Source organism: Janthinobacterium lyxosi, from assembly GCF_051380665.1.
Taxonomy (GTDB): Bacteria; Pseudomonadota; Gammaproteobacteria; order Burkholderiales; family Burkholderiaceae_D; genus Janthinobacterium.
Genome location: NZ_JBNYXM010000056.1, coordinates 1 through 14,782, shown reverse-complemented (window position 1 = coordinate 14,782; position 14,782 = coordinate 1). Strand labels below are relative to the sequence as shown.

The window sequence follows — 14,782 nt, the reverse complement described above, 5'->3', positions numbered from 1 at the left end:
GCTTGTTGCCGAAACCGATGCGCTCGGCAATACCATCTTGACCACCTACGATGGCGCAGGCAATCGCAGCAGCGTCACCGATGCAGTAGGCAATGTCACCCACTATGCTTACGACGGCCTGAACCGGCTGGCCGGCATCACCGATCCGTCCGGCAGCACGACCAGTTATACCTATGACGCCGCCGGCAATCGCACGGCTGTGATCGATGGTCGGGGTAGCGTCACGCGCTATACCTATGATGCCGACAACCGCCTGGCCAGTGTAAGTGATGCGCTCGGCGGCATCACTACCTATACCTACGATAATGTCGGCAGTCTGATTGCAGTTCGTGATGGCAATGGCAATGCGACGACGTATCAGTACACATTAAGCCACCGGCTCGATATAGTGATCGATGCCTTGGGTGAAAAAACTAAGGTTTCTAACAGCGGGCAACTGGTATATACCGCGCCGCCATCGGGGCAGGTTAGCACCGCTCTGTATGACGCTGCCGGCCATATGGTTAAAGAAGTCACTGCTGAAGGCGGCACCAACACCTATGCCTACGACGCCTTCGGTAATTTGGTCAGTCGCAAGGACGGCAGAGGCAATGTCACACTGTATGTGTATGACGCCAGCCATCGTCTGCTGAACAAGACCGATTCGGCCGGACAGGTGATGTCGTATACCTATGATGCTGTGGGCAACCGCACCAGCAGCACCGATGGTGCCGGCCGCGTGACGCGGTATGGCTACGATGTGGCCAACCGCCTGGTCAGCGAAACGGATGCGCTCGGCAACGTCACCCGCTATGCTTACGATGGCGCAGGGCGGCGTACCGCCGTGACCGATGCCAATGGTCACGTCACCACCTACGGCTACGACCAGGATGGCCGGGTCAGCACGCTGACCGATGCGTTGGGCAATGTGACGCGCTTTACTTACGACGGCGCGGGTAACCGCAGCAGCGTGACCGATCCGGAGGGCCATGTCATCCGCTACAGCTACGACGGCCTGAACCGCCTCAGTAGCGAGACCGACCCACTGGGCAACAAGACCAGTTATTTCTACGATGCCATCGGCAATATGGTGCAACTGGTTGACGCCAGCGGCGACAGCCACAGCTACACGTATGGGGTCGACCACCGTGTCCTGTCGGAAACCGATGCGCTGGGCAACACCACCACCTACACCTATGATGCGCGTGGCGACCGCAGCAGCGCCACCGATGCCAACGGCAATATTACCCGTTTTGTCTATAGCTCGCGGCACCAACTGATGAGTTCTACGGATGCGCTTGGACGGGTTGCTTCCAACAGCTATGACTATCTGGGACAGGTCACGGACAGCACCATGAACGGCATCACGACCAGCTATGTCCATGACGGGGCAGGGCGCCTGCTGAGCGAGAGCACGGGGCCTGGCCAGAAAATCACCTATGCCTACGATGGTGCCGGCAACCGCGTCAGCACAACCGACGCCGCTGGCCGCGTTACCCGCTATGCCTACGATCAGGCGGGCCGTCTGATCGGGCAGGATGACGCAACAGGCCGGTATACCACCTACACACTCGACGCGGTCGGTAACCGGCTTGACGCCACCGACAGCAGTGGGCGGACTACGCGCTATGCCTATGATGCGGCCAACCGGCTGACCAGCGAGACGGATCCGCTCGGCCACGTCACCCGTTATGGTTATGACGGCGACGGCAAGCGGATTACCGTCACCGATGCGAATGGCCACACCAGCCGCAGCGTGTACGATGCCGACGAGCACCTGGTGTCCGCCATCGACGCGATGGGCAATGCGACCGTGTATACCTACGACGCGATGGGCAACCTCGCTTCGCGCACGGATGCGCTGGGCAACGCGACGCTGCTGTCCTATGACGCCGAGCAGCGCCTGGTGCAGCAGCAGGACCCGGACGGCAGCCTGACGCGCTATGCCTATGACAAGGTCGGCAACATGCTGTCGCGCACGGTTGCCGTTGGCACACCGGAAGAAAGCAGGACCAGCTGGACCTATGACGGCGCGCACCGCAAGCTGAGCCAGACCGACGCGTCGGGCACGAGCAGTTACGAATACGATGTGCGCGATAACGTCAGCAAGATTACCGGCGCCAATGGCGTGGTGAGCACGCTGACCTACAATCTGGCCGGCCAGGTACTGACGCGCACGGAGTCACCGGGATTGGCGGTGCGCTACACCTACGATGCCGGCGGCCGCTTGCTCAGCAGCAGCGACAGCTGGGGCCAGACTGAAACCCGCAGCTATGACGGTGCAGGGCGCCTGCTGCAATCGGTACGCATGAAGGGACTCGTCATTACAAGCACCACCAGCTATGACGATGCCGGTAACATCGACAAGGTCAGCGCGGGAGGTTTCACGACGCAGTACTTCTATGATGCGGCCAACCGGCAAGTGGCGATGATCGATGGCAATGGCTACCGCACCGATTACGTCTTGGATGCGGTGGGCAATGTGACCGCCACCAAAGTCCAGATCGACCATGACGTCGGCGTGGCGGTGACGCATCATTATGTTGATGCGAACAACCGCGATATTGCGACCCTGAGCGCCGAAGGCGCGCTGACGACGCAGCAATATGACGCAGCGGGCCGATTGGTTGCCACGGTACACTACCGCGATGCGGTGAGTGTGCCGGCCGATGGTGTGCCAGTGCCAGTGCCATTGGCTGGCAATGTTGGCGTAGCGACGCAGTATGCCTACGATGTCATGGGCCACGTGGTATCGGTCACGGGCGAGGATGGACTGGTCAGCACGCGCAGCTACGATAAGCTCGGCCGGAAGGTGGCCGAGACGGATGGCGCAGGCAATCTGACCCGCTATGCCTATGATGCAGCCGGCAATCTACACAGCACTACCACTGCCAGCGGCAGCACCGTGTATAGCTACGACTTGCAAGGGCGCGTTACCAGCATCACCGATCCGCTGCAGCAGGTAACGCAGCGCAGCTACAATCTGGACGGCGAGCTGGTTTCGGAAACCACGGCTGCCGGCACCGCCGACGCGCGCACGCTGCGCTATGGCTACGACAGCAGCCACCGCCTGGCGTCCGTCACGACCGATGGCTTGCTGGGCCAGAGCACCACCTTCGCCTACGATGCGCTGGGCAACCGCACCATGGTACGTACCAGCACGGCACTGACCTACCGCTACAACGCCACCGGCCAGGTGCTGGCCAGCACCGACGCCATGGGCGTGGTCACGCATTACCGCTATGATGGCACGGGCAACCTGCTCGAGTCGGTCGAGGCGGCCGGCGTGGCCGGCATGGAGCGGCGCACCAGCTACCGCTACGATCTGGACGGCCATCTGCTGGCGGTCACCGATCCGTCGGGCGCCGAAACGCTCTTTACGGTCGATACAGCCGGGCGCCGCCTGAGCATCACTGATGCGCTGGGCCAGGTCACGCGCCATACTTATGATGCCGTCGGTCGTCCCCTGACGACGCTGGCGCCGGATGGCCTGCTGACCACCTTTGTATACCAAGACGATGGCCTGCTGGCCAGCAGCACCGTCTCGGATGCGACGGGTGCCGATGCGCGCGTGACGCGCTACGCATATGACGCGGCGCGGCGCTTGCTTGCCACCACCGATCCGCTTGGCTACACCACGCAGCTGGCGTATGACGCCTATGGCAACGTGGCCTCGCGCACCAGCGGCCTGTATTTGCCGGTGCTAGCCGATGCGGGCTACGATGCCACCGCTGCGGCGGCGGCCCGTCCGGCCACCAGCAGTGCTACCTACGATGCACTGGGGCACCAGACCAGCGCGACCGACGCGACCGGTCTGGTGACCAGCTATGGCTACGACGCGCGCGGCAACCGCACCAGCATGACGGAACCTGGCAGCCCGGTGCGGGTCACTCTGTACCGCTATGACCTGGCCGACCGCCTGATCGGTACCACCTCGCCGAATGGCGCCGTGACCTCGTATGAGTACGCTACGCGCCAAGACAAGCCGAGCCGGCAAGTGGTGGAGAACCGCAGTGCACTGCCGCTCGTCACCACATTTATGTATGACGCGGCAGGGCGCCTGCTGAGCGAGAGCGTGGCCAATGGCGTGACCACGCGCCACAGCTACGATGTGCTGGGCAATGAAACCAGTACCGTGGTGGGCAATACGACCGTCACCGCGACCTACGATGCGGCCGGACGCCTGCTGACGCAGACCGATGGCGAGGGCAGCCGTATCAGCTATGGCTACGATGCGGCCGGCAACAACACCAGCGTGACCGATGCGAACGGCAACCTGACCCGCCTGTGGTACGACGCGGCAGGCCGCCTGGTCGCCACGCTCGATGCGCAGGGCGCACTGGCCGCGTACCAGTACGATCTGCTGGGCAACCGCACCGGCGAGCGCCAGTACGCCACCCTGTATCACGGCCTGGCTGATCCGCTGGTGCGGCCGCAGCTGGCTGCCAGCGCGCAGGATCGCGTGCAAAGCGCCGAGTATGATCGTGCCGGCAGGCTGCTTGCCACCATCACTGCCGATGGCGTGCGCACCAGCTATGTGCTGGACGCGGTGGGTAACCGCCTGCGCACGTTGACGGGAAGCCATGTCACCAGCGTGACTTACGATGCGGCCAACCGTATCACCAGCCGCACCGATGCCGATGGTACCGTCACCACGTATGCCTACGATACGGCGGGCCGCCTGGCGCGCGAACAGGTGCAGGGCACCGGCGGTGCTGGTGTGCACACGACGGCGTATGAGTATGACCTGGACAGCCGGGTCGTCGCCACCACGGTCGATCCGGACGGCCTGGCGCTGCGCAGCAGCACGCGCTACGACGACCTGGGCCATGTGGTGGAAACCACGGATGGCGAAGGGCGTATAGTGCGCACGCAGTACGACCAGGCCGGGCGGCGCACCGCCACCCTGAATGGCGATGGCGTCGTGACGGCCGCCTGGAGCTACGATGCGGCCGGCAATGTAGCCAGCAGCGTTGGCAAGGACGGCACCACGCATTTCGTGTATGACCTGGCCAACCGGCTCACTGCCCGCTACTTCGACAGCGTCGAGGTGCATGATGTGGCCGGTGGCACGCATGTCAGCGACAGCCGCAGCACGTATCGCTACGACGGCAACGGTAACCTGCTGCAAAGCGTGGACGCCAACGGGTTTATCATCAACCAGTATTACGATCAGTCTAACCGCCTCGTCGCGCAGCTCGATGGCGACAACGTGCTGCACGAATACAGCTACGACGTGCTGGGCAACCGCATCGCCGAGCGGCGGTACATGACGCGCCTGGGCGATGCCGCGCACCAGGTCAGTACGGCGCCGGCCGCACCGGCAGGCGAGGTGCGGCTGTACACCTACCAGTACGATGCCGCCGGGCGCGAACTGCTGAAAACCTATCCGGCTGCGAACGTAAGCCAGCTGACGGGAACGGACGGCAATACGCCGGTCATTGGCACTGCCGTCACCGCGCCGCAGGAAAGCAAGCGTTACGACCTGTATGGCAATCTGGTCGAAACGATCGGCATCGATGGTGCGCGCACGCTGACCTATTACGATGTGCAGAACCGTCCGGTAGCCCAGGTTGACGCGATGGGTTATCTGCTGCAGCGCGACTATGACGCCAGTGGCAATGTGCTGCAGACGCGCGCGTATGCGACGGCGCTCGATCTGGCCGCGCTGTCGTCCGGGCAGGCGCCTGGCGCCCCGGCCGGCGCCGCGCAAGTGACCAGCCATGTCTACGATGCGGCCAACCGCCTGCTGCAGACGACGTCCTCGCCGGTCACCGTGACTGGGGTAGGCAGTGATCAGGCACTGCTGCGTTCCGAGCAGGCAGTGGTGACCCGCTATGCGTATGACAAGGCGGGCAACCTGGTGCGCCAGAGCGATGCGGCCGGCAGCGCGGTCGAGCAGGTACGCTATTTCTATTACGACAGCAACAACCACCAGATCGGCAGCCTGGATGCGGGACGCGCCCTGACGCTGTATCGCTATGATGCGCAGGACCGCGTCAATGCCGTGCTGCGCTTCGCCCAGCCTGTTGCAGCGAGCGTCGATGCAGGCGCGGTCGCGGGCAATTACAGCGCGTTGCTGTCCCTGGTGGCGGCAACGGCGGATGACCAGGGCACACAATATGTGTACAACAGCCGTGGCCTGCTGACCAGCCAGAGCGAAGCGCGTTCCAGCATTACTGTCAGCGGCACAGCGAGCAGCTTGAGCGTATCGTTCGGCGCTGCCGTGAGCCAGAGCTACCGCTATGATGCGGTGGGCAACCGCAGCTACGCGCGCGACGCTAATGGCAATGTGATTCAAAGCCAGTTCGATGCCAAGGGACGCAATATCACGCTGCTCCAGCCTGATGGCAGCGGTACGCGTCAGGTGTTCGACGCTGCTGGCAATGTGGTGTTCCGTTCGACCGGCGAGCTGGCCAACCAAGTGCTGCCGGCGAGCGCGGTCACGGTGGCGGTCGATGCGAACCTGTTGCGCTTCCAATACAACATGTCCGCTACGGGCCTGAGTTCCTATGTCGTGTGGGACACGGTGTCGCATGACCTGGGTAGCACCGGCGCCGTCTCGGCGTATGCCGGCCAGAGCGCACCTGGCAGCGCGCCGGGCACTGCCGGCCAGGCCGGCATCGCCTTGCCGGCGCCCGGCAGTACGCTGTATTACCGTGTCGTCAGCGTCGATGGCGCCGGCAACCTGGCGTATACGGAAGAGCAGAAAGTGGCCGTGCCGCGGCCGCTGCAGGACTTCCAGGCCACCCGCCTGGCCAATGGATCGGTGCAGATCACCGTCAACTTTGGCAGTGCCGCAGTCAATCCGGTGCTGCTGTATGGCGTGCCGGGGAACAGTACCAATTCGTCGACCCTGCAGTCGATCGGCGGCGGCAACTATCAGGCCGTGGTCGGTGGCATCAGCAATCTCGATGCGCTGCGCCTGCGCCTGCAATGGAGCGACGGCGCCGGCAATGCGTTTGCCAGCGCCGAGCAGGCATTGCCGGTACCGTCGCAACATATCGGCAGCAGCACCACTACCAGCGAAACGGCATTCAATGGCGGCGCGCGGCTGGACCTCAATCTGACCATCCCGGCGGCGATCGCGGCCGGCTTTGAGCTGGTCACGGCCAGCTGGCGCGTACTCAACAGCGGTGACATGTATATGTCATCCGGTGCCTCTGCCGCCACCGGCAGCGGCAGCGGCAGCTATGCGCTGGTGATCGGCGACAGCATGTCGCTGCAGCCTGGCGTCGCCTACGAGATCGTGCTGCAGGGCGTGGACGCTGACGGACGCACCACGCTGCTGGACCGTTTCGACTATACCCCGACCGGCATCGATCACAGCGCCACCCGTGGCGTGGCCCTGTCCTGGGATGCGCCATCGGCTGGCACGCCGCTGGTGATAATCGACGGCCGCCCAGTCGCAGGCGTTGCCAGCAGTGCCGATGGACGCCTGGTGCTGCATCCGCCCGCCAACAGTGGTGCTTACACCGTGTACTACACGGGCAAGGCCGCCAGTACTCACACCACCAGTGCCACCAGCAGCCAGTGGACAATCTGGCAGCCGAAAAAAGACGCGCAAGGTATAGACCGCGGCAGCTACCAGCTGATGGGCTACAACCTGGCCTTCAGTACCCGCCTGGCGGCGGCAGAGGCGGTGCAGGTGACGTCAGGCCTGCATCTGTCGGTGCGCATCGGCGACGCCACGCAGTACAGCGACAGCCTGATGACGGCCGATGGCAGCGGGAATTTTACGTATGCGCTCGATCACATGACGTTGCCTACGCGCAATGTCGACTACAAGATCTGGTATCTGGATGCACAGGGACGCGAGGTGATCGTCGACTGGAGCAACACCGCCAGCAATACCAGCCGCAGCCGCAGCGGCACCTCTGATATCGTGCTGTCGAGCGAAACGAACGGCAGCTATTACGGCAGCAGCGTCACGCCCGGCACCTATGCCGGCGCGCTGGGCGGCGCCGCTTTCAGTGCCGGCATGGCGCTGCAGACGGTGCGCACCGGCCTGGCCAGCGGCACGCGCAGCAGTACGCCGCAGGCGCAGGGCTACTATGAGCAGAGCCAGTACAACGCGCTTAATGGCAAGATCGCTGGCACCGGCGTCGATGGCGTGTGGACCGAGTACGCGGTCGATGCAGCCGGCCATGCGCTGCAGACGCGCGTTTACGGTACTGCCGGTAATGCCGAGCATATCGACTCCTACGCCAGCTACGATCTGCTGGGACGCAAGAGCGCCGACTTCGGCGCGGCCTATACACTGGCCGATGGCAGTACCGGACGGCCGGTGACGCGTGCCGTATACGACTTTGCCAACCAGCTGATTGCCAGCATCGATGCGCTGGGCCAGACCAGTACCTGGCAGTATGACCTGCTGGGCCGCCTGACCAGACAGACCGATGCGCTCGGCCACGCCAGCAACACCGGCTACGATGCGCTCGGCCGCGTGGTGTCCTCCACCAATACCAACGGCCAGACCAGTGTCACGTTGTACGACACAGCCGGCAACCGCAGCGCGCGTATCGACGCCACCGGCACGGTGGTGCGCGAAGAGCATGATGCGTTTGGTCGCCTGACGGCAACCATCGATGGCCTGGGCAACCGCAGCAGCTACCGCTACGACCAGCTGGGTAACTTGCTGGAGCACGACGGCACCGCGTTCGAGTACGACGCAGCTGGCAACCGCACGGCCCAGCATGACCTGGGCAACCCGAATGGCCACCGCCGCGAAACCACCTATGACAGCCTGGGGCGCATCACCAGCGTGAGCGAATGGAGTCAGGTCAATGGCGTCGAGCGCAAGCTGACCAGCTACCGCCGCTACGACGTATTTGGTAACCTGGTCGGCCAGACCGATACCGCAGGCCAGGGCCAGCAGAACGTGTATGGCGGCTATGGCCGCCTGGTGACTAGCGTCGACCAGAGCGGAGGCCGAGTCGAAATCGGCTACGACGCGTTTGGACGTAAGAGCAGCGAGACCGGCGGCGGGCGCAATATCGTCTACCGCTATGATGCGGTCGGTCACCTGAGTGCCATCAGCGACTACGCCACCGGTACGTACACCACCTACGGCTACGACCTGGCCGGGCGCCAGGTGCAGCAAAGCGTGACCAGTGCCGCAGACGTGTTCGGCCAGGTGCACACGCGCCAGCTCGCCACCACCTACGATGCGCTGGGACGCATGACGCATTGGCGCGACAGCGTCACCGGGCTGGAAGAGACCATCACCTATGATAATGCGGGCAACCGCACCCGCGTCGAGGGTAATAACAATGGTGCGGCTGGTGTGGATCATGTGACCGAGTTTGACGCCGCCGGGCGCGTGCTGACGCTACGCGACCATGGCGCGGTGATCGCGCGCTATACCTATGATGCGGCCGGCAACCGTGCCACTTACACTGCCGATGGCGCCACTACTGTGTACCACTATGATGCGCAGAACCGGCCGCTGTCGGCGGTCACGGCCGCTGCCACCGCCAGCTATGGCGTGACGGCGGCCGACACCAGCTACCAGGGCGGCAATGGCGTCATGGTGCACTTAACGGTGATGGAAGCACTGCAGGTGATCGCGTATAAGCAGTACCAGGACAGCGCGCAATGGAGCCGCATCGCGGCGGCCAATGGCCTGACGTCGTTCACGGCCGACGCCGGCACGGCGCTGGCCGGCCGCACGCTGGCGATACCGCGCGAGGCGACCATCACCTGGCAATACGACAGCGCCGGCAACATCACGCTGTACCAGGAGGTCAAGGAAGGCGTGGTGCTGAAAAGCGTGCTGAGCCAGTACGACCAGAATGGCCACAACACGTTGACCCGGACCGATACCACCACCGTCACGCCGCCGTCCATTACCGCCAACGTTGCCTTGCTGGTGCATGCCGGCCTGAGTAACCTGCTGGTGGCGAAGAGCAGCGTCAAGGGCCAGGAGATGACGCAGAAGTTCAATGCCGCCGGCCAGGTGGTATCGGCGACCCTGCGCACCTATGGCGACGCCAGCAAGACGTATTACTACCTGTACACCTACACGCCGGACGGCCGCCAGCAAAGCGTGCGTGCCTACGGCAGTGCCAGCGGCAACGCGACCTTCAGCTATGACGTCAACGAGCACCTGACCAGCGTCAACCAGGGCAAGGGCGACGGCATGACGCGCAGCGAGATCTCGCACTACGTGTATGACAACGCCGGCCAGATCCTGGCCAAGTACCATGACGACGGCCGTGCCGCCACGCTGCGCGACCGCCTCGACTACGTGTACGACGCCAACGGCAACCCGGCCGGGCAGACCGGCACCAGCATTGCCGCTGGCGGCGTGACGACCGTGCTCGATACCGGCAACTATGCGCTGTTCCAGGACTACGACGCGGCCTTCCCGGCCGGCGCGGTACAACCCTATACGGCGCAGGCGGGCGATACGCTCGACAGCATCGCCGGTGCGCTGTATGGCAACAGCAGCCTGTGGTATTTGCTGGCCGATGCGAATGGCCTGAACCGCGGCGAGACGCTAAAAGCCGGGCAAGTGCTGTCAGTGCCGGTCAAGGACGCGTCCGGTCCGATCACCTCGGAAACGCATACCGTCTACAACCCGGGCGAGATCATCGGTGGCACCTTGCCGAACTTGGCGGCGCCACCACCGAAGAAGAGTGGATGCTCGGGCATCCTGAAGATCCTGGTGGTGATCGTGGCGGTGGTGGTGACGATCTACACGGCCGGCGCGGCATCGGGGCTGGTGGCATCAGGGGCAAGCAGTTTCGGCGCCACCATGGCAGCGGGCGCATCGGTGCTGACCGGTAGCGCGGTGGGCCTGGGTACGGCGGCGAGCATCGGGGCGGCAGCACTTGGTGGCGCGGTCGGCTCGATCGCCAGTCAGGGCGTGGCGATGGCGGTCGGTCTGCAGGATTCGTTTAGTTGGTCGGGCGTGGCGCTGAGCGCTCTGGGTGCGGGTGTCACCAGCGGCGTCGCTGGTTCGGGCCTGTTTTCTGCCGGTGCACTGGGCGCTGCACAGGCGGCTGCTAGTGCGAATGTGCTTACACAGGGAATCGGTGTGGTAACTGGCCTGCAAAGCAAGTTCAACTGGCGCTCGGTGGCTGCTTCGGCGGCAGCGGCTGGGGTGGCTACCGCGGTCTCCAATACGATCGGCGGACTGCAGTATGGCGATAGCTGGGGCAAGCTGCCGTCAGATACGCTGGGCCGGGACTGGGTCAGTAATATCGTTCGCCAGAGCGTGACGAACGTGGCCAGCGGGGTGGTTCAGCAGGTTGTGATGAACGGAAAGGTCAACTGGAGTAGCCTGGCAATCTCCAGCGTGGGTAGTGCGCTCGGACAGGGTGTGGCTGACTATTTGACCGCGCATGAAATCGAAAACGATAGTGGGAAAAATGAGCAGAAGAATAGGCAGACCAGTCAGACGGAAGCGTTAAAAATCGAATCGCAGCTTCAAGCGGTCGGTGCGGATATCATGCGATCTGAGCGCTTTGCTACAGATGCGTTCGGCAATGCGCTGGGGGGCAGCCTGGCGCGAAGCAGCAGCGGCACGCCGGACTTGAGCGCCGATGAGTGGGACAAGCTTAAGCAAGGTGCCCTCTCCGCTCCCCGCTTGGTGTCCACGCTCGGTGGCGAACCAGATACTGTAGGCGACGTAGCAACGCTCGGTGACATGACCTATGCTTCGACAAGAACAACACAAAGATCTGTATATGACGTAGCCACGGTTATCGGCGCTTCGGAGATTGTCGATGGAATCCCAAGCGTAACGATCCTGGGTCAAGGGCCAAGCTGGATACAACGAAATATTCTCACGCCTGCCGGACAACTGATCTCCCAAGTTGGAGATGTTCTTTCAGACGCAGGTCAGGGCCTTTTGAGCTGGGTAAACGACACATCTAGTCTGGAGCAACAATGGGACGCTAAAGCATTGTCGGGTAGCTATAATCGCTGGAATGAATTAGCGAGCGTATGGAACTCAAATATGCCCGCCGCCAGCAAGGTAGCCGCGCTGTTCAATGGCCTGAACTACACTCGTCCAGGTGCGATCGAAATTCGAGCCAGACAAATGCAGCCGAGTCCATTTGCTGCCGTGCTTGGCAACATGACAAGCAGCCCGTTTGCCGCAGCCGTAGGAGGTCTGGTAGCACGTCGCGGCGGGTCTTTAGACGAGATGTACTACGCAACGACCGCAGCTGGCGCGTTGGGTAGCATGGCCTCGATTGGTGGTTTCGGCGGCACCACCATTGCTCGACTCACCACTCCCGCGTCGCTACCCCAATTTGGTGGTTCATCTACCGGGTTATACTCTCCGAAAGCGGGTCAGGTATCTTATGCTGGGATGAGCTTGCCCAATACTGCTGCAGGAGATATCCTAAGTCGAATTTCTCCCCAGCGTACTGCGACTATAATCGAGCCTAGAACCCCGAGTACCCGGTTCTACGTCAGTTCTAGCGGAGAGACTTTGGATGCGAAAACATATAGCCGAGACGGCTTTAAGTTCAGAACTGGGATAAAAGGACAGGCATGGGATGCAGCTACTAATCCGCTTAATGGTCGTGTGTATGACCCACTGACCAACATTCGCATGGATCCATCGCAGCCATGGGTAATGGGCCATAAACCAGGTATGGAATATTGGAAGGAACGTGATTTTGCTATCAATCAGTGGTTATATGACCGCACATACACAACACGTGGTCAATTTCTGGACATCCTGAATGATCCGAGCAGATATAGGCCAGAACTCAAAATGTCAAATAGCAGCCACTTAGGCGAAGACCCAACCAACTTGTTCTGGAAGTAATGAAATTATGAGAGCGATAAATGATTATCAAAAAGAAATGGCTGGCCTTACTGCGAAATATTTTTCGCGAGAAAAACCACCTATTTTGCAATTTTTAGATGAAACGGAAAGCGCTAACATTTATGTATTGGAAGCAAAAGACTCGCCCGGAGTCGGACTAACGTCGTTCGCGACAATTGGTTTATCAGACCACCCTCTTTTTTTCAATGGAGACGAGTTTGAGGCGCGAACAGAATTAATTGGCGCCTGCGATTCCAATCGGAAGGATTTCGCACATATTTTGGCGACTTCATCTTTTTTTATTATTAACTCAAAATGGTTTTGTGCTCCAGGAATTATATTTCCCGGAGTCGTGGAAATGCACAACTTATCGAAAACTATGAGTGATGTATATTTTACAAACCCATTTCTATGGGGCGATAAATTTCATTCCTTAACTCTTCACGAAAAAACTGTCGCATGGCTACTCGCCATTCCTATTTCAAAATCGGAAACGAAATTTGCTGCAGAGTTCGGCCCTGAGAAATTAGAGGAATTATTTTCAAAAAAGGATATCGATATTTTTGATTTGAATCGTGCATCAGTGGTTTGAGATGTCCGATACCAAAGATTTACCAGAAAATAAGAGACTCTTGCCTGTATGGCCGTAAGGAAAGTACTGATCACTTCGCTTTCTTATCGAAGTTGGCGCGCTAAATGGTCCACTAGGGAAGCGCTGATCAATTCGGTTTTCTGGCGAGGTTGGCGCGCCAAATGGTCGACTGGTGAGCCGTTCAAGCCCGTTTTTCGTTCAAGTTGACACGATGCTTCGCGTCTTTCTGCAATCAAAATGGATTACGGGATTCGTTGATCGTAAAACGTCTTCCGGCCAGTACCAGGTTGGCAAAGGCGAACAAGGTAAAAAGCTGTGCAGTGTTCTTGGCCAAGCCGCGATAGCGCGTCTTACGATGACGGAATAGGTTCTTGATGACATGAACCGGATGCTCGACTTTTGCACGAACGCTCGCCTTCAAATGCTCCAGCTTTTCCGTCAGGCGTCCCAGTTTATTGTTGGGCAGCGCCTTGCGTTTGGAGCGCTTCATGGCCACGTGCCATGTCACCGACTTGCCGATGTTTTCGGGCCGTTTTCCCACGCCCTGATAGCCGGCGTCGCCGAGCGCGGCGGTCTCGTCGCCGTGCAGCAGCGCGTGCGCCTGGGTCACATCGGCGACATTGCGGCCGTGCCGATGACCGTATGCACCAGGCCAGAAGCGGCATCGAGGCCGACGTGGGCCTTCATGCCAAAGTGCCAGTCGTTGCCTTTCTTCGACTGGTGCATTTCCGGATCACGTTTGCCGTTCTTGTTCTTGGTCGACGGTGGCGCGGCGATCAGCGTGGCGTCGACGATGGTGCCTTCGCGCATCATCAAGCCTTTCTCGGCCAAGTGCCCGTTGATCGTGTCGAAGATCTGGCGCGTCAGGCCGTTGGCCTCAAGCAGGTGGCGGAACTTCAGCAAGGTCGTCGCGTCTGGCGCCGATTCGCGGCCCAAGTCGATGCCGACGAAAGCACGAATGGACTGGCTGTCGTAGATCGCGTCTTCGATACCTTCGTCCGACAAACCAAAGCATTGCTGGGCCACGTACATGCGCAGCATGCGCGCCAGTCCGATCGGTGGCCGGCCGGCGCCTTCGACCTTCGGATAGAACGGCTCGATCAGTTTATGCAGCTTGCCCCACGGCGTTACGCTGTCGATCTCGGCCAAGAACCGGTCGCGCCGCGTCAGTTTCTTCTTGGCGGAGTATTCAAGGTCGGAGAAGCTCTTTTGCATGGTCGATGGCGGATGGTGGCGATACCGTTGTTGTCTCAGGTCGAACCGCAGCAGGGAATGGTGCCAGATGAATAAATCAGTGCTTCCCTAGATGTCTGGAGTCGTGTGATTATGTACCCTTTCGTAGCTGGCCGCTATTCAAAGCCAGACACGTTTTGCGTACACTGTTGCACAACCTTAATCAGCCGCCATCTCATGACTCAAGCCCT

At 61.1% G+C, this 14,782-nt stretch carries 3 protein-coding genes; 2 read left to right on the top strand and 1 reads right to left on the bottom strand.

Annotated features, from left to right (window positions below; genetic code table 11):
• The first annotated feature begins 37 nt into the window (after positions 1-37).
• Together ACQ4WP_RS28325 and ACQ4WP_RS28320 are read left to right on the top strand one after the other, a co-directional pair.
• Positions 38-12,766 (top strand): GH-E family nuclease, encoded by a 12,729-nt coding sequence (locus ACQ4WP_RS28325; RefSeq protein WP_436526522.1) that lies wholly within the window; start codon positions 38-40, stop codon positions 12,764-12,766.
• Positions 12,767-12,773: 7 nt separating this feature from the next.
• Positions 12,774-13,358 (top strand): suppressor of fused domain protein, encoded by a 585-nt coding sequence (locus ACQ4WP_RS28320; RefSeq protein ID WP_436526520.1) that lies wholly within the window; start codon positions 12,774-12,776, stop codon positions 13,356-13,358.
• A gap of 232 nt (positions 13,359-13,590) precedes the next feature.
• Here ACQ4WP_RS28320 and ACQ4WP_RS28315 read toward each other — a convergent pair.
• A protein-coding gene (locus tag ACQ4WP_RS28315; RefSeq protein ID WP_436526519.1) for an IS5 family transposase occupies positions 13,591-14,573 on the bottom strand; the annotation gives its coding sequence in 2 pieces (ribosomal slippage) (positions 13,591-13,982 and positions 13,982-14,573; 984 coding nt in all).
• Positions 14,574-14,782 lie beyond the last annotated feature (209 nt).